This window comes from Burkholderia sp. BCC1985 (assembly GCF_905339915.1).
Taxonomy (GTDB): domain Bacteria; phylum Pseudomonadota; class Gammaproteobacteria; order Burkholderiales; family Burkholderiaceae; genus Burkholderia.
The window spans coordinates 98,658-122,138 of the sequence record NZ_CAJPGY010000007.1 but is presented as its reverse complement, the minus strand read 5'-3'; the positions used below and the strand labels follow the sequence as shown (position 1 = coordinate 122,138).

Here is a 23,481-nt window from a genome sequence, read left to right as displayed (position 1 = left end):
ACGGAGGAGGGGTGCGCGCACCCTTTCTCCGGCTTGTCCTCCTGCCCAGCTTTTTCTCGGACTTCCGGTAGCGCCGCGTGCGAATCAGACATTCCTTCCTTTGCGTCTCCGTGCTGGTGGTCGGCAGCCAGAGCCATGCGACGGAATTCAATTCGTCGTTCCTCGACATCGACGGCTCGAACAACGTCGACCTGTCGCAGTTCGCGCAGGCCGACTTCACGCTGCCGGGCGAATACATGCTCGACGTGCAGGTCAATGACCTGTTCTACGGGCTGCAGGCGATCCAGTTCATCGCGCTCGACCCGTCCGGCGCGGGCAAGCCGTGCCTGCCTCCGGAACTCGTCGCGCAGTTCGGGCTGAAGCCGTCGCTCGCGAAGGACCTGCCGCGCTTCCAGGGCGGTCGCTGCGTCGACCTCGGCGCGATCGAGGGCGCCACCGTGCGTTACCTGAAGAGCGACGGTCGGCTCAAGATCACGATTCCGCAGGCCGCGCTCGAATTCACCGATTCGAACTACCTGCCGCCGGAGCGCTGGTCCGAAGGGATTCCGGGCGCGATGCTCGACTATCGCGTGATCGCAAACACGAACCGCAACTTCGGTTCGGGCGGCGAGCAGACGAATTCGATCCAGGTCTACGGAACGATCGGGGCGAACTGGGACGCGTGGCGCTTTCGCGGCGACTACCAGGCGCAGTCGAACGCGGGCAGCAGCGCGTACGCGGATCGCACGTTCCGCTTCAGCCGGCTTTACGCATTTCGTGCGCTGCCGTCGATCCAGTCGACGGTGACGTTCGGCGACGACTACCTGAGTTCGGACATTTTCGACACGTTCGCGCTGACCGGCGCGTCGATCCGCAGCGACGACCGCATGCTGCCGCCTTCGCTGCGCGGCTATGCGCCGCTGATCGCGGGCGTCGCGCGCACCAACGCGACCGTGACCGTCTCGCAGGCGGGCCGCGTGCTGTACGTGACGCGCGTGTCGCCGGGCGCATTCGCGCTGCAGAACATCAACACGAGCGTGCAGGGCACGCTCGACGTCGCGGTCGAGGAAGAAGACGGCAGCGTGCAGCGCTTCCAGGTGACGACGGCCGCCGTGCCGTTTCTCGCGCGCACCGGGCAGCTGCGCTACAAGGCCGCGGTCGGCAAGCCGCGGCAGTTCGGTGGCGCCGGCATCACGCCGTTCTTCGGTTTCGGTGAAGCGGCGTACGGCCTGCCGCTGGATTTCACCGTGTACGGCGGCTTCATCGCCGCGTCGGGCTATACGTCGATCGCGCTCGGTGTCGGGCGCGATTTCGGCACGTTCGGCGCAGTCTCGGCCGACGTCACGCATGCGCGTGCGCGCCTGTGGTGGAACGGCGCGACGCGCAACGGCAACTCGTACCGGATCAACTATTCGAAGCATTTCGACACGCTCGATGCCGACGTGCGCTTTTTCGGCTACCGCTTTTCCGAGCGCGAATACACGAACTTCGCGCAGTTCTCGGGCGACCCGACCGCATACGGCCTCGCCAACAGCAAGCAGCGCTATTCGGCGACGCTGTCGAAGCGCTTCGGCGATACGTCGACCTATTTTTCGTACGACCAGACGACTTACTGGGCGCGCTCGTCCGAGCAGCGCATCGGCCTCACGCTGACGCGTGCGTTCTCGATCGGTGCGCTGCGCAACCTGAACGTCAGCCTGTCGGCGTTCCGGACGCAAAGCGCGGGCACGAGCGGCAACCAGTTCTCGGTGACCGCGACGCTGCCGATCGGCGGTCGTCACACGATCACGTCGAACCTGACGACAGGCAACGGCAGCACGAGCGCGAACGCGGGCTATATCTACGACGATCCGGACGGCCGCACCTACCAGGTCAACGCGGGCGCGACCGACGGCCGCGCATCGGCGAACGCGAGTTTCCGCCAGCGCACGTCGACCTACCAGTTGACCGCACAGGCGTCGACGGTCGCGAACGCGTATGCGGCCGCGTCGCTCGAGGTCGACGGCTCGCTCGTCGCGACGCAGTACGGGCTCGCTGCACACGCGAACGGCAACGCGGGCGATACGCGCCTCCTGGTCTCGACCGACGGCGTGCGCGACGTGCCGCTGTCCGGCACGCTCACGCACACCGACTCGCGCGGCTATGCGGTGCTCGACGGGATCTCGCCGTACAACGTGTACGACGCGACCGTCAACGTCGAGAAGCTGCCGCTCGAAGTGCAGGTGTCGAACCCGATCCAGCGCATGGTGCTGACCGACGGCGCGATCGGCTTCGTCAGGTTTTCGGCGGCGCGCGGCAGCAACCTGTACCTGACGCTGACCGACGCGGCCGGCAAGCCGCTGCCGTTCGGCGCATCGGTGCAGGACGCGGCGAACGGCAAGGAGCTCGGCATCGTCGGCGAAGGCGGGGCCGCGTTCCTGACCCAGGTTCAGCCGAAATCCGCGCTCGCGGTGCGCGCGGGCGAACGCACGCTGTGCACGGTGGACGTGCTGCCGAACCAGCTTCAACTCGAAGGCACGCCGATTCCGGTGACGTGCCAGGCATCCGGCGAGTCGCACGCAGCGGCCGCACGGATCGAACGATGATTTCACGGATCCAGCGATGAACCACGTTTTCTCCCTTTCCTTCCTGCGACGCGCGTCGTGCATGCTGAGCGCGGCGAGCGCGCTGCTCGCCGGTGTCGCGCACGCGGCGATCGTCCCGGACCGCACCCGCGTGATCTTCAACGAAGGCGAACAGGCCGCGATCGTCACGATCACGAACAAGAGCACGACGTATCCGTATCTCGTGCAGTCGTGGCTCGAGGACGCGAAGGGCAACAAGATCGCGTCGCCGCTGATGGTCGTGCCGCCGCTGCAGCGCATCGAGGCGAACGAGCGCAACGTGCTGCGGATCGCGAAGCTGCCCGGTGCCGCGCTGCCGGCCGATCGCGAATCGGTGTTCTACCTGAACATCCGCGAAGTGCCGCCGAAGTCCGATATACCGAACACGCTGCAGATCGCGCTGCATACGCAGATGAAGCTGTTCTACCGGCCGAAGGCCGTGCAGCCCGCGCGCGACGAGGACTGGACGCTGCCGATGACGCTGCGGGTGGACCCGGCCGCGCACACGCTCGTGTTCGACAACCCGACGCCGTACCACGTGACGGTGGTCGAGGTGACGGCAGGCGCGCAGAAGACGCCGGTGCCGATCGAGCCGGTGATGGTGAGCCCGATGAGCACGGCCGGCGTGCCGTTCAAGGCCGCGACGCCGTCGACGCTGTTCGTCACGCATATCGACGATTACGGCGGCCAGGTGGCGGTCGAATACGCGTGCGACGCCGGTGCGTGCAAGAGCGTGAAGCGATGAGCGGCGGGATGCGCGAACGGCAACGGCCGGCAGCATGGCTGCGCTGGCTCGTGCTTGCGTTGCTGGTCGCGGCGGCGCAGCCGGCGTGGGCGCTGCGATGCCTGACGAACAGCGGCGCGACCTCGCTGACCGAGCCGATCGGCGGCGTGGCGTCGTATCCGACCGACGCGCCGGACGGCTACGTGATCTGGGTGTCGCCGGTCCGCACGACGTCGGGGTATTGCTACAAGGACCTCGGCGATGCCGACAGCCTGAAAGTCGTCGACAACATCTATTTCTACGCGAATCCGAACCGCACGAACCCGGCCGCGTGGGGGCTGGAGATCGGCATCCGCTACAAGGGCGTCGACTACTTCGACAAGACGAGCAATCGCGGCGGCGGCGTGTTTACCGGCTATGCGGTGCCGCCGTGCAGCAGGGAAGACTTCGATCACAGGCGTTGCGAGCAGACCCGCATCAGCATCGACTACCAGGTCGTCGTGCGCAAGAAGGGCAACTGGGTCCAGCCGCCGAGCGATATCTATACGGTGTTCCAGTTCGACGGCGAGTTCGGGCTGAATGCATTCGGCACGAGCTTCCAGTACCGCCTGAGCGGCCTGCGCAACCTCAAGCCGACGCCGTGCTTCGTCGACGTGCTCGTGACGCCCGAACCGGGCATCGTCAACTTCGGACAGGTGCAGGCGGTGGGTAACGGCTTCCTGCCCGCGGTGCCGCGCAAGCCGTTCTCGTTGTCGTTGTCCAAGAAGTGCAACGTCGCGGTGCGCGTCGACGGCTATTTCGAAACGAGCTATCCGCTGCAGAACGGCCTGCTGGTGCCGGCGAAGGACAGCAATTTCGGGATCGGCATCGAGGACAGCAAGGGCAACGCGATTCCGTTCAACCAGCAGTTCACGCTCGCGCAGTTTCCGTCGAACGTGATGAATCAAAGCGTGCGGATGGATGCGGTGCTGAAATCGTTCGGGCCGCCGAAGATCGGGCGGTTCGATGCGACCGCAACGATCAGGCTGTTCATCTACTGACGCGCGCTGCGTGCGCGGCCGGACGCGCCGCGCGCGCCATGAAAGAAGCGCCGGCATGCCGGCGCGTCTTTGCGGCGCTCCCGACACCGTGCCACACCCACCAGGCGCCGCGGGCCGTTTACGGTGCCATGCCAATTCCTTCCCGCGGAAAGCTTTCCCCACGCCACCGCTCCGCGGCAGCCATCCCGTCCGACAAAAACACGGATCCCGTCAATTAATCAGACAAATCCTGATGATCTGAAGGGGCATTTCGTAATCGTATTGAGAATGATTTGCGTTTACGTTAAATTGCGCTATCTCGAAATCTGACGGAGCAGATCGATGGCAATGGCGGAAGTGCTCGAACGGCCGGCAGTCGCAGCGGCGAACCCGTTCCTCGGCAGTTGTCCGGACCTCCCGTCACGTCCCGCACCGCGGGCGCATCGCGGCGCGCAGCCGCGTGCGCAGGGCGCGCTGCTCGACGTGCTGATCGCCCATCGCGCGATGCTCGTCAACGTCGCGCGCGGCTTCGTCGGTTGTGCGAGCCGGGCCGAGGACGTCGTGCACGACGTGTTCGTGAAGCTCGTCGAATTCCCGAACCAGGACGCCGTGCGCCAGCCGGTCGCATACGTGACGCGGATGGTGCGCAACGCGTCGATCGACGCGTGCCGCCGGCAAAGCCTCGAGAACGTCTATCACACGGAAGAGGACGACGGCTTCGACGTGCCGTCGCCGGAACCGACGCCCGAGGCCGCGCTGCTGACGCGCGACACGCTGCGTCGCGTATGGGCCGCGCTCGACGACCTGCCGGCGCGCAGCCGCGCGGCGTTCGAGATGGTGCGGCTGCGCGAGGAGACGCTGCAGACCGCGGCGCGTGCGCTGAACGTGTCGCAAACCCTCGTGCATTTCATGGTGCGCGACGCGGAGCGGCACTGCGCGGAATGCCTCGACGCATGCCATCGCGGCGTCGCGTGCCCGGTGTTTCTCGGCGGCCGCGCGCGGCGACGGTAAAAAAACGCGCCGGCCAATCGTCTTCAAGACAGGAGCGGCCGATTCAACGGTCCAACGATCCGACGGTCCGGTCACTTGCCGCTTCGCATCCTTCAACCGCTTCCCGTTTTTTCGATCATGACGCAAGCCACGACGCCTTCCGCCGATACCGACGACCTCGTCTACACGGTCGTCATCAACGACGAAGAACAGTATTCGATCTGGCCGACGTTCCGGCCCGTGCCCGCCGGCTGGCGCGAGGTCGGCGTGCGCGGCCCGAAAGCCGACTGCCTCGCGCACATCGAGACCGTCTGGACCGACATGCGCCCCGCGAGCCTGCGCCGCGCGATGGACGGCGAGCGCGCGACGCGCACGTCGTGACCCGCCGCGCCGCGATCCGGCGCGTCACCTGAAGAGGACGTTGCATGACCCTGCTTTCGTTGCCGACGCTCGACGACCTGCGTATCGAGCCCGGGCTGCCCACCGTCGTGTCGCCGCTCAGCGCCGACGGCATTTCGATCGACGAGATCGCGCCGCTCGCGCAGGCGATCGCGGCCGACACGCTCGAACGGGCGGGCGGCGTGCTGTTCACGGGCTTTCACGTGCCGTCGATCGATGCGTTCCAGCGGTTCGCGGCATCGTTCGGCGATCCGCTGATCGGCTATGAATACGCGTCGACGCCGCGCAGCCAGGTCGAGGGCGCCGTCTACACGTCGACCGAATACCCGCCGCACCGCGCGATTCCGCTGCACAACGAACAGTCGTACACGCGCGAGTGGCCGCTGCGGATCTGGTTTCATTGCGCGCTCGCGGCGCCGAAGGGCGGGGCGACGCCGATCGCGGACAGCCGCGCCGTCTATCGCGCGCTCGATCCGGCGCTCGTCGCGCGCTTCGAGCAGCGCGAGCTGCTGTACGTGCGCAATTTCGGCCAGGGGCTCGACCTGCCGTGGCAGCAATCGTTCGGCACCGACGTGCCGGCCGAGGTCGAGCGGATGTGCGCGGCGCGCGGGATCGAATGCGCATGGCGCACCGACGACGACGGCGAACTGCTGCTGCGCACGCGCGAACGCTGCCAGGCCGTCGCGCGCCATCCGCGCACGGGCGAGCGCGTGTGGTTCAACCAGGCGAACCTGTTTCACCTGTCCGCGCTCGACGACGACATGCAGGAAGCGCTCGTCGACGCGGTCGGGCTCGAGAACGTGCCGCGCAACGTGTACTACGGCGACGGCGCGCCGCTCGAGGCCGACGCGCTCGCCGAGATCCGCGGCGTGCTCGACCGCCAGTGCATCGTGTTCCCGTGGCGGACGGGCGACGTGCTGATGCTCGACAACATGCTGACCGCGCACGCACGTGACCCGTTCGAGGGGCCGCGCAAGGTGGTCGTCGCGATGGCGCAGAGTTACACGGTCCCGCGCGCGACCGAACGGAGGACCGATGACGCGTAGTACCGCCGCGCTGGCCGCGCGCGGGCTGAGCGTGGGTTATCGCGACCATGTCGTGATCGACGGGCTGGACCTGTCGATCGCGGCCGGCCGCGTCACGGCGCTGTGCGGCCCGAACGGCTGCGGCAAGAGCACGCTGCTGCGCACGCTCGCGGGCCTGCAGCCCGCGCGTGCGGGCCAGGTCGACGTGAACGGCAAGCCGCTCGCGTCGTTTCGCCGCCGCGCGCTCGCGCGCGAGCTCACGATGCTCGCGCAGTTCAACCAGATTCCGTCGGGCCTGACGGTGCGCGAGCTCGTCGCGTACGGGCGCTACGTGTACGGCGGCTTCCTGCGCGGGCTGTCGCGCGCCGATCATGCGGCGATCGACGAGGCGCTCGACACGAGCGGTCTCGCCGGCGACGCCGGGCGCGACGTCGGCGCGCTGTCGGGCGGCGAGCGGCAGCGCGCGTGGATCGCGATGGCGCTCGCGCAGCAGGCGCCGATCGTGCTGCTCGACGAGCCGACGACCTATCTCGACATCCATCACCAGCTCGACATCCTCGACGCGCTGCGCACGCTGAACCGCGCGCGCGGGCTGACGATCGTGTGGGTCCTGCACGACCTGAACCAGGCGGCGGCGTACAGCGACGAGATCGTGCTGATGCGCGCCGGCCGCCTCGTCGCGCAGGGCTCGCCCGACGCGATGCTGGAGCCGGCGCGGCTGCGCGCGGCGTTCGGCGTCGACATGCTGAAGCTCGCGCATCCGCAGACGGGCGCGCCGATGTGCGTGCCGGCCTACGGGCCGCCGGCATCCGGCACGCCGGACGCGTTCGATCGCACAGTCCAGCGGGATATCGCCTTATGACGACGTTCGCGATGCGCAAGCGGCTCGCGGCGAGCGGGCAGGGCGCCCACGGTGCGGCAGCCGGCCGCCGCGCCGGCGCGCTCGCGCTCGGCCTCGTTGCACTGATCGCCGTGCTGGCGGCGCTGCGCGTCGCACCCGACCTGCGCGTGTGGTGGAACGCCGTGCCGGGCAGCGACGCGGCCGCGCTCGCGGGCGTGTTCCTGTTCGATCTCAACCTGCCGCGCGTCGCGGCCGCGCTCGTCGCGGGCGGCTGCCTCGGCATCGCGGGCGCGCTGTTCCAGTCGCTCACGCGCAACCCGCTCGCGTCCCCCGACCTGCTCGGCGTGACGGGCGGCGCCCAGCTCGGCCTGCTCGCGGCGATGCTGGTGCCGGCGCTCGCCGGAGCCGCATCGGTGCCGCTGCTGTTCGTCTGCGGGCTGGTCGCCGCCGCGTGCGCGATCGTCGCGGCCGGCGGCTGGCGCGCGACGCCGCTGCGGCTCGTGCTCGCGGGCAGCGTCTGCATGCTGCTGTTCGCGGCGCTGTCGACGCTCGTGCTCGCGTTCTTCGAGCAGAACATCGCGGGCGCCGCGCTGTGGACCAACGGCAGTCTCTATCAGCCGGGCGCGACCGGGCTCGCGCTCGCCGCGCGCTGGCTCGTCGTGCCGCTGCTGGCGCTGCCGTTCGTGATCCGGCCGCTGAATCCGCTCGCGCTCGGTGACGAGGCGGCGGCCGCGACCGGCGTGCGTGTCGACGCGACGCGGCTCGCGGCGACGATCGTCGCCGTCGCGTTCACCAGCGTGGCCGTCAGCATCGCGGGTCCGCTGTCGTATGTCGGGCTGGTCGCGCCGAACCTGCTGCGCCAGGTGCGCGGCGCACGCGCGGCGCGGCTCGGCGTGCTGGTGCCGCTGTCGGCGCTCGCGGGCGGTGCGCTCGTGCTCGTCACCGACAGCGCGGTGCTCGCGTCGGGCCTCGACGCGACGCTGTCGACCGGCGTCGCGATCGCGCTCGTCGGCACGCCGCTGATGCTCGCGATGATCCGGCGCGGCGCCGCGTGGTCGGGCGTGCTGCACGCACAAGCCGAACGCGCGGCCGGCACCGGCTCGACGCGCCTCGTCGGCTGGCTCGAACTGCTCGGCTGGCCGCTGCGCACCGCGCTGGTCGTCGTGGCCGGCGCGCTCGTCGTGTTCGTCGGCGTGTCGGCCGGCCCCGAATGGCTGTCGCCGGCACGCTGGTCGGCCGCGCTGTCGGGTCACGATGCCGTCGCGCGGATGCTGATCGACCTGCGCATGCCGCGGCTGCTGTGTGCGCTCCTAGCGGGTGCGCTGCTGGCGGTGAGCGGGGTCGCGATGCAGAGCGTCGTGCGCAACCCGCTCGCCGGCCCCGAAGTGCTCGGCGTCACGCAGGGCGCGGGGCTCGTCACGCTGTTCGCGTTGTCGACGTGGCCGCTGATGGGGCACGTGACGCTCGCGGCGGCCGCGTTGAGCGGCGGTGCGGCGTCGCTCGCGATCACGCTCGTGCTGAATCACCGGCATCGTTACGCACCGCTCGCGGTCGCACTGACCGGCATCGTGATCGGCGCGCTGTGGACCACGCTCGCGCAATGGCTGATCACGCAGCAAAGCGTGCAGCCCGCGCGCTTCGTCGTCTGGCTCGTCGGCGGCACCTACGGCCGCAGCTGGGGCGAGGTGTCGATGCTGCTGCCGTGGTGCGTGCTGGCGCTGCCGGTATTCGCATGGCTCGCGCGGCCGCTCGACATGCTCGCGCTCGGCGACGACCAGGCGGCCGCGCTCGGCCTGCCGGTCGCCGCGCTGCGGCCGCTCGCGCTGACGATCGCGACGCTCGCCGCCTGCGCGGCCGTCGCGGCGGTTGGCCCGGTCGGCTTCATCGGGCTGATGGCGCCGCACGTCGCGACGATGCTCGGCGCGCGCCGGCATCGCACGCGGCTGTGGCTCGCGGCCGCATGCGGCGCGCTGATTCTCGGCCTCGCCGATCTGGCCGCCCGCACGGTCGTCGCGCCGCGCGAAGTGCCGGCCGGCGTGCTGACCGCGCTGATCGGCGCGCCTTACCTGCTCGGGTTGCTGATCCTCGAGGGGCGCCGTGCCCGGCGCGCGGGGCGATGACGCCGGCGCTCGACGGCGCACGCGCCACGCGATTCTCCGCGTTCGCGCCCGAACCGTTCGCCGCGCATCTCGACGCCGTGTGGCTCGGGATGCCCGACGACACGCACGCGCCGGGCCGGATCGTCGTGCCGGTCAGCGCGCTGCCCGAGCATCGCGATGCGGTGCTCGACGCGATGGTCCGCCACTACGGCGGCGATCCGGCGCTGCATGCGCGCGCGCTGGTGTCGCAATGGAGCAAGTACTACTTCGGCCGCGCGGCGCCCGCCGGCGTGGTCGCCGCGCTGACGCTCGGGCGGCCGCTCGACATGGCGCCGGAGCGCACCTTCGTCGCGCTCGACGACGGCATGCCGGCCGCGCTGTACGTCGCGCCGGACGCGCTCGGCGCGCCGTGCGACGAACCTGCGCCGCGCTATGCGGGGCTCGTCGCGCATCTCGGCGCGGTGATCGACCTGCTCGCGGCGATGGGCCGTGTCACGCCGCGCGTGCTGTGGAGCAACGCGGGCAACCTGCTCGACTATCTGCTCGACACGTACCGCGCGCTGCCGTGCGCGGCCGATCCCGTTCGCGATGCCGACTGGCTGTTCGGCGCGTGCTGCGTCGACGGCGAACCGAATCCGCTGCGCATGCCGGTGCGCGACGCCGTGCCGCGCTCGCCGCTGCTGCCGACGCCGTTTCGCGCGCGCCGCGTGTGCTGCCTGCGCTATGAAATTCCTGGAGAAACGCAACTGTGTGGAAGCTGCCCGCTGCTATTGACGATGGACGACGCGGCGCTGGCCGGGCAGGATGCGATCCGGTGATGCCGGTACCGCATGCCGGCCGCCGCCATGCGCTCGCGGCACTGGCCGCGCTCGGCGCCGCGTGCTGCGGTGCGCCGGCCGCCGCGATCGCGGACGGCGCGCGCGCCGGGCAGGGCGGCATGCCGTCGCAACCGGAACGCTCGCTCGCCGCCAACCCCGTCGTGTCGCAGGCGAGCGCGACGATGCCGCTGCGGCCGCAGCGCGTGGTCGCGCTCGACTTCATGTTCGCGGAAAGCGTGATCGCGCTCGACCTCGTGCCGGTCGGCATGGCCGATACCGCGTTTTATCCCGGCTGGCTCGGCTACCAGAGCGACCGGCTCGCGCACGTGACCGACATCGGTTCGCGGCAGGAGCCGGGGCTCGAGGCGATCGCCGCGGTGAAGCCCGACCTGATCATCGGCGTCGGCTTCCGGCATGCGCCGATCTTCGCCGCGCTCGACCGGATCGCGCCGACGATCCTGTTCCAGTTCAGCCCGAACGTGTCGGAAGACGGCGTGCCCGTCACGCAGCTCGACTGGATGCGCCAGATCTTCCGGACGATCGGTCGCGTGACCGGGCGCGAGGCGCGCGCGCAGGCGGTCGAAGCGCAACTCGACGCAGGGATCGCGCGCAATGCGGCGCGGCTCGCGGCCGCGGGCCGCGGCGGCGAACGCATCGCACTGCTGCAGGATCTCGGGCTGCCCGACCGCTACTGGGCCTATACGGGCAACAGCACGTCGGCCGGCCTCGCGCGCGCGCTCGGGCTCGACCCGTGGCCGAAGAAGCCGACGCGGGAAGGCACGCTTTACGTGACGTCCGCCGATCTGCTCCGGCAACGCGATCTCGCCGTGCTGTTCGTCACCGCGACGGGGATGGACGTGCCGCTGTCGTCGAAACTCGATTCGCCGGTGTGGCGTTTCGTGCCCGCGCTGCGCGAGCGCAGGATCGCGCTCGTCGAACGGAACATCTGGGGATTCGGCGGGCCGATGTCGGCGCTGAAGCTGGCCGACGTGATGACCGATACGATGCTGAAGCTGCCGGCCGTGCGCTGAACGCGCGGCGGGTCGTCGGCGGGTGGGGCGGCGTGGTCGCGAATTGCATGGTCTCGCGCGTGTTGCGCGAATGCCTATTCCGCTGCATTACGTCGGCGTCGCAAACATCTATGTACACCGAACGATACATTTCCGGTGCTTCCCGACGCTCACCCTTCTTCTAACCTGAAACCGCCTGCGTGCAGCATCCGCTGCGCGCAGGCGGCAGGTGTTTGACGATACTTACGCGCTCAGCACATCCGCACCATCGCGTGCGCGTGACCGTGCGGGCGTCGTATCGCTGACGATCTGCCCGTTGTCGAGCTTCAGCAGGCGATCGGCGAGACCGAAATAGCGGTCGTCGTGCGTGATCACGATCACGGCCTTGCCGCGCGCGCGCAGCTCCGGCAGCAACTGTTCGTAGAACACCGCCTTGAACGACGGATCCTGGTCGGCCGCCCATTCGTCGAACAGGTAGAACGGCCGGTCCTCCAGGTACGCGACGACGAGCGCGAGCCGCTTGCGTTGCCCGGTCGACAGCGCGCGGTTCGAGAATGCACCGTCGACGACCTTCACCTTGTGATCGAGCGCGAGCTTCGCGACCAGCGCGTTCGCGCGCGCATCGGCCTGCGCCCGCGCCGGATCGTCGGGATCGACGATGCCGAGCAGCGCATCGAACAGGTGGAAGTCGTTGAACACCGCGCTGAAACGCTGCCGGTACGCGGCGCGCTCGCGCCAGCCGATCGGGCGGCCGTCGACCTCGATCGTGCCTTCCTCCGGCTCGTAGAGCCCCGTCAGCACCTTCGCGAGCGTCGTCTTGCCGCTGCCGTTGCCGCCGACGATGAACACGAGCTCGCCCGGCCGGATCGTCAGGTCGATCGGCCCGATGCGGAACATCCGTTCGTCGCGCTCGTGGAAATACGCGTGCGTGACGCCGCGCAGCGTGACGGCGCCTGCCGGCGGCACGTCGGGTGCGTCGCTGGCGGGCGGCACCGTCCGCAGCGCGCCGAATTCGGCCATCACGCCTTCGATGCGCCCGAGCGACACGCGCGCCGCGTTGACGGTCGGCAGGTTGTTCAGCAGACCGTCGAGCGGCACCAGCATGAACAGGAACACGACGACGTAGCCGGCCGCCGTGCCCGCATCGGCATGCACGCCGAGCTGCGGCCAGAACGCGGCCGCGCCGAGGAACACGTAGAACAGGAAGATGATCCAGCCGACGCCGACCGCATACGCGCTGAACGCGCGGCGGCGGTGGTCGCGCACCTCGCCGATCGCGGCGCCGAGCTGGCCGTCGACGAACTGGCGCGCGCGCGCGTCGTGCAGCTTCAGTTCCTTCGCGCCGGAGAACAGCGAGCCGAGATAGCCGAACAGGCGGTCCTGCGCGTGGCCGGCCGCCTCCAGCGACGCGATCGCGCGGCGATCGCCGGTGTGATAGCCGAGCGAGCCGGCGACGATCGCGGTCAGCGCGAGCACGCACACGGGCCACGACAGCCACGCGAGATAGCCGAGGCAGCCGAACACGATCGAGCCGTGCATCACCAGGTTCGGCAGCGCGAAGAACAGCATCGACACGTTGGTCGCGTCGTCGGTCAGCACCGACTGCACGGGCGCCGCGCCGATCCGCTCGATGTCGCGCAGCTCGGCCGCGCCGACGCGTCGCGCGAGATGCACGCGCAGCCGCGCCATCGTGTCCTGCGACAGCCGGGCGAACAGCGTGCCCGACACGATCCGCGTGACGAGCGCGATCACCGCGCACAGCGCGAAGCGCCACGCGAGCGCCGCGTCGGCCGCGCCGGGCGTCGCGAGCGCGCGGTTCAGCGTCGCGACGAGCAGCACGCTCGCGACGCCGTTGAGCACGCAGGCGACGAGCGCCAGCGCGAGCGACGCGCGGCTTTCGCGCAGCAACGCGAGGATCAGGCGGGCCGCGGGGCGGCCGGGGGAGGCGTCGAGGGACGGCGGGGAAGAAGGCTCGTGGGCAGCGGTCATCGGCAACGTCGGTAAATGAAGGGCAGGCAAACCCTGCGGAAACGGCAAGACTGATGCGAAAGCGGCGCGCGGGGCGGGCCCGCTTGCGACTTTCCTCCCTGATAGACGAACGGGCCGCGCAAATATTTAGCCCTGCCTTCAAAAAATGCATCCGTGCCGGCTTTGCACGCAAAACGGTAAAAAATCGGCCGCGCCGTTCGTCACACCAGTGAAGCCGCCCCATGCGGCCCCGAGACTTGGCCGAAGCGGCCGGACCGAAGGACTTCACGCACATGACGAGTTTCCCGACTGCGTTGCATCACCGAATCCGCGAACTGGCGCGCCGCGCGCCCGACGCGCCCGCGCTCGCCGCGCCTTTCCAGAACGACCTGCGCCTGTCGCGCGGCGCGCTCGACGCGCGTGCGTCGCACCTTGCCCGCCAACTGCGCGCGGCCGGTGTCGGCGCGGAAGTGCGGGTGGGTGTCTGCGTCGAGCGCTCGTGCGAGCTGTTCGTCGCGCTGCTCGCCGTGCTGAAGGCGGGCGGCGTATTCGTGCCGCTCGATCCGCGTCATCCGGCCGCGCGCCTCGACTGGATCGTCCGCGATGCGCAACTGCGGCACGGCGTCGTCGATGCGGCCGGCCGCGCGGCGCTCGGCGCGTCGTTCGAACACGCGTTCGACGCAAGCTCCGCGGAGGCAGCTGCCGGCATCGACGACGAGGACGTGCCCGTTCATCCGCGCTCGGCCGCCTACATGATCTATACGTCGGGCTCGACCGGCACGCCGAAGGCGGTGGTCGTCGAGCACGGGCCGCTCGCCGCGCATTGCGATGCGCTCGCGGCCGCGCTGCCGATCGCGGGCGGCGACCGCCTGCTGCATTTCGCGTCGGTCAATTTCGATGCCGCGCACGAATGCTGGCTCGCGCCGCTCGCGGTTGGCGCGAGCGTGACGATCGCGCCGCCGCAACCGTTCGCGCCGGACGCCGCGCATGCGCTGATGGTGCGCGAAGCGGTCAGCGTCGCCGCGTTCCCGCCGGCCTACCTGCGCGAATTCGCCGCCATCGCCGCGCGCGACGGCGTGCCGCCGGCCTTGCGCGTGCTCGCGTTCGGCGGCGAAGCGCTGCCGCAACAGGCATTCGAATTCGTGCGCCGTACGTTCCCGTCGGTACGCCTGATCAACGGCTACGGGCCGACCGAGGCCGTGATCTCGCCGATGCTGTGGCCGGTCGAGCCGGGTGAAATGCCCGCGCTGGCAGCGGACGATGCGTATGCGTCGCTGCCGATCGGTCGCGCGATCGGCCCGCGTGTCGCGCGCATCGACGGCGACGCGGCCGGCGAGCCGAATGACGCGGGCGAGGGCGGCGAGCTGCTGCTCGGCGGCGTGTGTCTCGCGCGCGGCTATCACGGCCGCCCGGCGCTGACGGCCGAACGCTTCATTCCCGATGCGCACGGCGAGCCCGGTGCCCGCGTCTATCGCACCGGCGATCTTGCACGCCTGCGCGCCGACGGTGCGTTCGATTATCTCGGCCGCCTCGACGATCAGGTCCAGGTGCGCGGCGTGCGTGTGGAGCCCGCGGAAATCGCCGCATGCCTGCGCACGCATCCGGCAGTGGCCGACGCGGCCGTGATCGCCGAAGCCGGCAACGGGCCGACGCGGCTGATCGCGTGCGTCGCGCTGCGCTCGGCCGTCGACGATGCGGCGCTGAAGGCGCACGTGGGCGCGCAATTGCCCGCCGCGTGGCAGCCGCACCGCTTCGTGCGCTGCGATGCGCTGCCGTACACGCTGAACGGCAAGCTCGACCGTGCCGCGCTGCGCGAGCGCAGCGCCGCCGCTCGCGACGCCGAAGCACCCGCCGGCGCCGCGCCGCGCACGCCGACCGAAGCGCGAATCGCCGGCTTCTGGCAGACGCTGCTCGGCCTCGACGCGACGCCGTCGCGCGACGACCGCTTCTTCGCGCTGGGCGCCGATTCGCTCGCCGCGATGCAGCTGCAGGCCGCGATCCGCGCCGCGTTGCGCGTGAACCTGCGGCTCGACACGCTGTTCGCCGATCCGGCACTGGCCGAGCTGGCCGCGCACGTCGATCAGGCGGAGCGCGAAACGGGCGAGCCGCTGGCCGCGATTGCCGCACGCCGTGCACCGGACGAAGCCGCCGCATCGGGCGCCCCGTATGTCGATCGTGCCGCATCGCTCGCACAGCAACGCTTCTGGGTGCTCGCGCAAACGCGCGACGCCAGCGCCGCGTATCACATCGCCGCGCACTGGACGATCGACGGTGCGCTCGACCGCGCTGCGCTGCAGCGCGCGCTCGATCACGTGATCGGGCGGCACGACGCGTGGCGCACGACGCTCGTCGACAATGACGACGGCATCGTGATGCAACGCATCCATGCCCATCTGCCGGTTACGATCGCGACGCTCGACTTGCGCGACCAGCCGCCGGCCGCACGCGACGCGCAAGCCGCGCGTATCGCCGAGCGCGACGCGGGCGCACCGTTCGATCTGTCGAACGGGCCGCTGCTGCGCGCGACGCTCGTCGTGCTCGCCGACGAGCGCCACCGGCTGCTGCTGACCGCGCACCACGCGATCACCGACGGCTGGAGCTCGCGCTGCGCATTCGACGAATTGTCGGCCGCGTACCGTGCGTATGCGGAAGGCCGCGAACCGTCGTTGCCGCAACTGCCGATCCAGTACGCCGACTATGCGGACTGGCAGCGCGACATGCTCGCCGGCGGCGAAGGCGAGCGTCAGCTCGATTACTGGCGCGACGCCTTGCGCGACGTGCCGGGCCCGCTCGCGCTGCCGGTCGATCGGAAGCCGGGTGCGACGCGCACGCTGCAGGGCGCACGCGTGTCGGTTCGCCTGCCCGACGCGGTCGCGGCCGACGTCCGGCGTCTCGCGCGCGACGCGCAGGCCACGGTCTTCACGGTGCTGCTGGCCGCGCTCGACGCATGGCTGTCGCGCCTGACCGGCGAGACCGACGTGGTCGTCGCGGTGCCGGTCGCGCATCGGCAGCGGCCGGAAACCCGCGCGCTGCTCGGCCTGTTCCTGAACACGGTCGCGCTGCGCGTGCGGGTGGCGCCGACGCTGCCGTTTCGCGCGCTGGTCGACGCGGCGCGCACGGCGGCACTCGATGCGGTCGCTCACCAGGACGTGCCGTTCGAGCGCGTCGTCGATGCGGTGAAACCGCCCGTCCGGCGCGGCGACGAATGGCTGCGCGTGAAATTCGCGCAGCAGTTCGATGCGCGGCACGACAGCGTGCTGCCGGGCGCGACCGCCGTTGCGACGCCGGGGCCCGATCTCGCCGCGCGCTTCGACTTCGCGCTTGATTTCACCGACGACGCGCACGGGATCGAACTCGTCGCCGCCTACGCGACCGACTGCATCGAAGCCGACACCGCGCGCGCATGGCTCGACAGCTATGCGGCGCTCGTCGCGTCCGCCGCACATGAACCGCACCGCGCGACGGCCGCGCTGCCGTGCGATGCGTCGCCGGCATCGCGCCAGCCGCGCGACGGCCGTGAGTTGCAGATCGAACACGCCGACATCGTCGCCGCGTTCGCGCGGCAGGCCGCCGCGTATCCGCATCGCGTCGCACTCGCCGATGCGTCGGCGTCGCTGACGTTCGCCGAACTCGACGATGCGTCGAACCGTATCGCACATGCGCTGAAACTGCGCGGCGCGACGGCCGAAGCACCCGTCATCGTCTGCATCGAGCGCTCGGCCCGCTTCGTCGTCGGCCTGCTCGGCGCACTGAAGGCCGGCGCGCTGGCCGTGCTGCTCGACCCGGCCCAGCCGGCCGCGCGCCTCGTGGCCGCGGCCGCCGATTGCGGCGCGCGCTGGGCGCTCGTCGCGCAGCAGCCGGACGGGGCCGCGTGGCCGGCCGACAGCGCCGCACAGCCGCTCGACGTCGACACGCTCGCGCAGGACGCGACGCTCGCGCATGCGGCCGGCATCCGCGTCGCGCCGCATCCGGAACAGGGCGCGTACCTGATCTATACGTCGGGTTCGACCGGCACGCCGAAGGGTGTCGTCGTGTCGCACGGCGCACTGGCCGACTACGTGCAGGGGATGCTCGACGAACTCGCGTTCGCACCGGACGCGTCCTTCGCGATGGTGTCGACCGTCGCCGCCGACCTCGGCCACACGACGCTGTTCGGCGCGCTGTGCGCGGGCCGCACGCTGCACCTGCTGCCGGCCGCGTGCGCGTTCGATCCGGACCTGTTCGCCGACGAGATGCGCCGCCGCGACGTCGGCGTGCTGAAGATCGTGCCGAGCCACCTGCAGGCGCTGCTCGACGCGCGCGTGCCGGCCGACGTGCTGCCGCGCCATGCGCTCGTGACCGGCGGCGAAACGCTGACGTGGGCGCTCGTCGCGCGAATCGCCGCGCTCGCGCCGGCCTGCCGCGTGATCAACCATTACGGGCCGACCGAGGCGACCGTCGGCGCGATCGCGTGCGACACCGCGTCGATCGCCGCCGATGCGCGCGATCCCGCGAGCGGCGTGCCGCTCGGCGGCCCGCTGCCGAATGCGCGCGCGCTCGTGCTCGACGCATTCGGCGCGTGCGTGCCGGCCGGCGCGGCGGGCGAACTGTATCTGGGCGGGCCGGGCGTGGCGCGCGGCTACCTGAACCGGCCCGCGCAGACCGCCGAGCGCTTCGTGCCCGATCCGTTCGCGGCCGGTGCGCGCCTGTATCGAACCGGCGACCGCGTGCGCCTGCGCGCGGACGGCCGTCTCGCGTTCCTCGGCCGCATCGACGACCAGGTGAAGATTCGCGGCTATCGCGTCGAGCCGGGCGAGGTGAGCGCGGCGGTACGCGCGGCCGGCCCGATCGCGCAGGCCGAAACGCTCGCGATCGAGCACGACGCCCGCCTGCGGCTCGCCACGTTCGTCGTGATGCGCGACGGCGCGGCATTCGACGAAGCGGCCGTGCGCGTGGCGCTCGGCGCGACGTTGCCCGACTATATGGTGCCCGCGCAGTTCGTCGTGCTCGCACGCCTGCCGGTGACCGCGAACGGCAAGCTCGATCGCGCGGCGCTGCGCGAACTGGCCGCCGCGCCGGTGGCGGTGGCCGCCGGCGATGCGCCGCAGGGGCTGGTCGAAACGGCGCTCGCCGAAGTCTGGCAAGCGGTGCTGAAGGCGCCGCACGTCGGCCGCGACGACAATTTCTTCGAGCTCGGCGGCGATTCGATCCTCGTGCTGCAGGTGATCGCACGCGCCCGCAAGCGTGGCGTGCGCTTCACGCCGAAGCAGCTGTTCGACGGCCCGACGGTCGCCGAACTCGCGCGCATCGCGAAGATCGAGGACGTTGCCGCCGCAACGACATCGACATCGACCGCGCCGTCTCGGTCCGCAAAGGTTTCCGCAGCGGTCCTGACGCCTGCACAGCAGCGCTTCTTCGCGCTCGACGTGCCGCATCCGGGCCACTGGAACCAGTCGGTCGCGTTCGACGTGCGCGGTCCGTTCGACGCCGACGCATTCGCGCGTGCATTCGACGCGTTGCTCACCCATCACGACGCATTCCGCCAGCGCTTCGCGCGTGGCGCGGACGGCAAGTGGCGCGCGAGCGATGCGCCGAAACCCTACGACGCGCTGCCGTTCGTCGAAGTCGCCGCGCGCGACGAAGCAGACGCACTGGCGCGCTTCGACGCGTTGCAGCGTCGCCTCGACCTCGGCCGCGGGCCGCTCGCGTGCGCATGCGCGGCGCGGCTGCCGGACGGCGCGGCGCGGCTGTATCTGGCGATTCACCACGCGATCGTCGACGGCGTGTCGTGGCGCATCCTGCTCGACGACCTCGACGCCGCGTATCGCGCCGCATGCGAGCGCACGCCCGTTCGCCTATCGCAGCCGGGCCTGCGCGCGGATGCGTGGGCCGCGCGCCTCGCGCGTGCCGCGACGGAGCCGGCATCGCCGTTCGCCGCTGAAGCGGCTTACTGGGCCGGCATGGCACAGGGCGACGACCTGGTGCCCGATCATCCCGACGCACCGGCGACGAACGCCGACGCGGCGGTCGTCGTGCAGACCATCGACGCGGCATTGACCCGCGCCGCGCTGACCGACGCGCACGCCGCGTATCGCACGCAGACGATCGAACTGCTGGGCGCGGCGCTCGCGTTGGCGCTGGCCGGTGCCGACGGCGCCGCGTCGTGCCGCGTCGAACTCGAAGGGCATGGCCGCGAGCCGCTGTTCGACGATGCGGACGCGAGCCGCACGATCGGCTGGCTGACGAGCCACTATCCGGTCACGCTGCCGGTCGAAGCCACCGCGCGCGACACGCTGTGCGCGGTCAAGGACACGCTGCGCGCGGTGCCGCACAAGGGGCTCGGCTTCGGCGTGCTCGCGCATTACGGCGACGCGGCGACGCGTGCGGCGCTGGCCGCCGTGCCGCGTCCGCGCGTCACGTTCAACTATCTCGGCCAGTTCGACGCGCCGCGCGACGCAGCGCTCGTGCCGCGCTTCGGCGGCACCGGCATCGAGCGCGACCCGCACGGGCCGCTCGGCAACACGCTCGCGATCCATGCATACCTCGATACCGACCGCGACGGCGCGCGCACGCTGAAGGTTCACTGGGTATACGGCGCGCCGCAGTTCGAGCGCGCGACGATCGATGCGCTCGCGGAACGCTATGCGGCCGCACTGCGCGAACTCGCCGACGCATGCGCATCGCGTGTCGCGCATCGCGGCGGCGGCGCGACGCCAGGCGACTTCCCGCTCGCGCAGGCCGCCGGCCTCACGCAGGCCGCGATCGAGCGCGCGCCGCTCGACTGGCGCACGATCGACGACGTGTATCCGTTGTCGCCGATGCAGCAGGGGATCCTGTTCCATGCGCTGTTCGCGCCCGGTCATGCGAGCTACGTGAACCAGCTCGTCGCGACCGCGACGGCGCTCGATACCGACCGGCTCGCGGCCGCGTTCGCCGCCTCGGTCGCACGTCACGACATCCTGCGCACCAGCGTGATGCCCGACGAGGCCGCACCGCTGCAATGCGTGCATCGCCATGCGCGGATGCCGGTCGAGCAACTCGACTGGCGTACGCGCGGCGACACGCTCGACGCCGACTTCGACGCGTGGCTCGCGGCCGACCGCGCACGCGGCTTCGACTGGCGCGAGCCGCCGCTGATGCGGCTCACGCTGATCCGCGTAACGGACGACGCGTGGCGCGTCGTGTGGACGCGCCACCATGTGCTGCTCGACGGCTGGAGCACCGCGCGCCTGCTCGCGGACGTGCTGCGCGACTATCGCGACCCCGATGCGGTGTCGCCGTTCGCGAGCCGCCCGGCGCTGCGCTATCGCGACTTCATCGCGTGGCTCGGCACGCGCGACCGCGACGCCGACGAACGCTTCTGGACCGGGCGGCTCGCGCGCCTCGACGCGCCGACGCTGATCGCCGAGCGTGTGGCCGACCGCGCGGACGCCGAGATGGTCACGTGGCGCGCGACGATCGACGCGGCCGCGACGACGCGTATCGCGCACACGGCGCGCGCGCTGAAGCTGACCGTCAACACGCTGGTGCAGGGCGCGTGGGCGCTCGCGCTGCAGCGCATGACGCACCAGCCGGCCGTCGCGTTCGGCGCGACCGTCGCGGGCCGTCCCGATGCGCTCGCGGACGTCGATACGGTGCTCGGCCTCTTCATCAACACGCTGCCGGTGATCACGGCGCCCGCGCCGCAACAACGCGCGGCCGACTGGCTGCAAGGTTTGCAGCGCGAGAACGCGGCGGCCGCCGAGCATGCGCATACGCCGCTCGCCGACATCCAGCGCTGGGCGCGCGGCGCCGGCGGCGCACTGTTCGACACGCTGGTCGTGTTCGAGAACTACCCGGTCGACGACACGGCGCGCGATGCCGATCCGCGTGCGCTCGCGCTGAGCGGCGTGCGCAGCATCGAGTCGACCGATTTCGCGCTGACGCTCGTGATCGAAAGCGGCGCCGAGCTGACGATCGACTACGGCTACGACACCGCGCGCGTCGATGCGCGCCAGGTCGAGACCTGGCACCGCGCGTTCGCGTGCGCGCTCGATGCGCTGGCCCGCACGCCCGACGCGCTGCTCGGCACGCTGTCGATCGCCGACGACGCGACGCGCGACGCGCTGGCCCGCGCGCAGGACACCGCACGGAGCTGGCCGGACGCGCAACGGCAACCGCTGCATCTGCAATTCGCGGACGCCGCACGCGCAACGCCCGATGCGATCGCACTCGAATATGCAGATGCGCAAGGTAACGTGCAACGCGCGACCTATCGCGAACTCGACCGGAACACGACACGCGTCGCCGCCGCCTTGCGCCGGCGCGGCGTGCAGCCCGACACGCCGGTCGCGCTGTGCGTCGAGCGTTCGTTCGACATGGTGACGGCGCTCGTCGGGGTGCTGAAGGCAGGCGCCGCGTACCTGCCGGTCGACCCCGACTATCCGGCCGAGCGCATCGCGTACCTGCTGCGCGACGCGCGGCCCGCGGTCGCGATCACGCAGGCCCATCTGCGCGCGCGAGTCGAGGCCGCGCTCGGCGACGATGCGACGACGCAGTTGCTGACGGTCGCCGATCTGCTCGCCGATGACGCGAACGATGGCGGCGAGCACGGCGAAGCGGGCGATGCCGCCGGCGTCGCCACCGACATCGACGCCGCCCAGCTCGCATACCTGATCTACACGTCCGGCTCGACCGGCAAGCCGAAGGGCGCCGGCAACTCGCACGGCGCGCTCGCGAACCGGATCGCGTGGATGCAGCACGCGTACCGGCTCACGCGCGACGACGTCGTGCTGCACAAGACGCCGTTCGGCTTCGACGTGTCGGTATGGGAATTCGTGTGGCCGCTCGCGATCGGCGCGAAGCTCGCGATCGCCGCGCCCGGCGACCACCGCGATCCGGCCCGCCTCGCGGCCGCGATCCATGCGCACGGCGTGACGGTGCTGCACTTCGTGCCGTCGATGCTGGCCGCGTTCGCCGCGTATCTCGACGATTTCCAGGCCGCCGCGCAATGCGACAGCGTGCGCCTGATCGTCGCGAGCGGCGAGGCGCTCGCGCCGGAACTCGTCGCGAAGGTCGCGCGGCTCGTGCCGAACGCGACGCTCGTGAACCTGTACGGGCCGACGGAAGCCGCGATCGACGTGTCGCACTGGACCTGCGGCCCCGACGACGCCAACGCATTCGCGGTGCCGATCGGTCATCCGATCGCGAACCTGCAGCTGCACGTGCTCGACGCGGCCTGGCAGCCGGTGCCGGCCGGCGCGACCGGCGAACTGTATCTGGCCGGCGCGGGGCTCGCGCGCGGCTATCTCGGCCGCCCGGGGCTGACCGCCGAGCGTTTCGTGCCCGATCCGTTCGTGCCGGGCGCGCGCATGTATCGCACCGGCGACCTCGCACGGCGTCGCGCCGACGGCGCGCTCGACTACCTCGGCCGCGTCGACACGCAGGTGAAGCTGCGCGGCCAGCGGATCGAGCCGGGCGAAATCGAGGCGCTGCTGCGCACGGCGCCCGGCGTGCACGACGCGGTCGTGATCGTGCGCGACGAGCAGCTGATCGGCTATGTCGCACGCGGCGACGCAGGGCCGCTCGACCGTGCGGCCCTGCTGGATTCGCTGCGCGCGCAGTTGCCGGCCTACATGGTGCCGTCGCAGCTGATCGAACTCGACGCGCTGCCGGTCACGCCGAACGGCAAGTGCGACCGCCATGCGTTGCCCGCACCGGTGCGCGAGGCGGCCGCGGCCAGCGAACTCGCGACCGACACGGAGCGCGCGCTCGCGGCGATCTGGCAACGCGTGCTGCACGTCGACGCGATCGGCCGCGACGACGATTTCTTCCTGCTCGGCGGCCACTCGCTGCTCGCGACGCAAGCCCATGCGCAGGCGAACCTGCACTGGGGCCTCGCGCTGCCGCTGCGCACGCTGTTCGACACCCGCACGCTCGCACGCTGCGCGGACGCGATCGATGCGGCCTGCGCGGCACGCGGCGCGACCGACGCGGCGAGCGCGATCGACGCGCTGCTCGGCGAACTGGAAACCCAATAAGGACGACG

12 protein-coding genes are annotated in these 23,481 nt (G+C 71.0%); 11 read left to right on the top strand and 1 reads right to left on the bottom strand.

Features of this window, described 5'->3' with window-relative positions:
• Nucleotides 1–110: 110 nt before the first annotated feature.
• From U4Z31_RS09125 to U4Z31_RS09080, 10 genes are all read left to right on the top strand, one after another.
• Entirely contained in the window at nucleotides 111–2,564 is a 2,454-nt protein-coding gene (locus tag U4Z31_RS09125; RefSeq protein WP_321810140.1) for a fimbria/pilus outer membrane usher protein, read from the top strand.
• A 16-nt stretch (nucleotides 2,565–2,580) separates the two neighbouring features.
• On the top strand, nucleotides 2,581–3,327 hold the full coding sequence (locus U4Z31_RS09120; RefSeq protein WP_124485527.1) for a molecular chaperone: 747 nt from the start codon (nucleotides 2,581–2,583) through the stop codon (nucleotides 3,325–3,327).
• Nucleotides 3,324–4,346: a fimbrial protein gene (locus tag U4Z31_RS09115; protein ID WP_124892228.1), complete on the top strand. Its 1,023-nt coding sequence runs from the start codon at nucleotides 3,324–3,326 to the stop codon at nucleotides 4,344–4,346. Before U4Z31_RS09120 ends, U4Z31_RS09115 begins: the two co-directional genes overlap by 4 nt.
• Nucleotides 4,347–4,667: 321 nt before the next feature.
• Nucleotides 4,668–5,336, top strand: a complete 669-nt coding sequence (locus U4Z31_RS09110; protein ID WP_321810030.1) for an RNA polymerase factor sigma-70 — start codon at nucleotides 4,668–4,670, stop codon at nucleotides 5,334–5,336.
• Nucleotides 5,337–5,453: 117 nt separating this feature from the next.
• On the top strand, nucleotides 5,454–5,696 hold the full coding sequence (locus tag U4Z31_RS09105) for an MbtH family protein (protein ID WP_044843583.1): 243 nt from the start codon (nucleotides 5,454–5,456) through the stop codon (nucleotides 5,694–5,696).
• Between the two features lie 44 nt (nucleotides 5,697–5,740).
• Nucleotides 5,741–6,760 (top strand): TauD/TfdA family dioxygenase, encoded by a 1,020-nt coding sequence (locus U4Z31_RS09100; RefSeq protein WP_321810029.1) that lies wholly within the window; start codon nucleotides 5,741–5,743, stop codon nucleotides 6,758–6,760.
• Nucleotides 6,750–7,601, top strand: coding sequence for an ABC transporter ATP-binding protein (locus U4Z31_RS09095; RefSeq protein WP_321810028.1), 852 nt, complete (start codon nucleotides 6,750–6,752; stop codon nucleotides 7,599–7,601). Before U4Z31_RS09100 ends, U4Z31_RS09095 begins: the two co-directional genes overlap by 11 nt.
• The gene (gene fhuB / locus U4Z31_RS09090) at nucleotides 7,598–9,700 is read left to right on the top strand and encodes a Fe(3+)-hydroxamate ABC transporter permease FhuB (RefSeq protein WP_321810027.1); all 2,103 of its coding nucleotides are present in this window, start codon (nucleotides 7,598–7,600) and stop codon (nucleotides 9,698–9,700) included. Before U4Z31_RS09095 ends, fhuB begins: the two co-directional genes overlap by 4 nt.
• Nucleotides 9,697–10,497: a siderophore-iron reductase FhuF gene (fhuF, locus tag U4Z31_RS09085; protein WP_321810026.1), complete on the top strand. Its 801-nt coding sequence runs from the start codon at nucleotides 9,697–9,699 to the stop codon at nucleotides 10,495–10,497. Before fhuB ends, fhuF begins: the two co-directional genes overlap by 4 nt.
• Complete coding sequence (locus U4Z31_RS09080) at nucleotides 10,497–11,528, top strand: iron-siderophore ABC transporter substrate-binding protein (RefSeq protein WP_321810025.1); 1,032 nt, start codon at nucleotides 10,497–10,499, stop codon at nucleotides 11,526–11,528. Before fhuF ends, U4Z31_RS09080 begins: the two co-directional genes overlap by 1 nt.
• A gap of 222 nt (nucleotides 11,529–11,750) precedes the next feature.
• Here U4Z31_RS09080 and U4Z31_RS09075 read toward each other — a convergent pair whose 3' ends face one another.
• Nucleotides 11,751–13,496: a cyclic peptide export ABC transporter gene (locus U4Z31_RS09075; protein WP_124892208.1), complete on the bottom strand. Its 1,746-nt coding sequence runs from the start codon at nucleotides 13,494–13,496 to the stop codon at nucleotides 11,751–11,753.
• A 272-nt stretch (nucleotides 13,497–13,768) separates the two neighbouring features.
• Between U4Z31_RS09075 and U4Z31_RS09070 the strand changes: the two genes are divergently transcribed.
• Nucleotides 13,769–23,473, top strand: coding sequence for a non-ribosomal peptide synthetase (locus U4Z31_RS09070; protein ID WP_321810139.1), 9,705 nt, complete (start codon nucleotides 13,769–13,771; stop codon nucleotides 23,471–23,473).
• The last annotated feature ends 8 nt before the right edge of the window (nucleotides 23,474–23,481 follow it).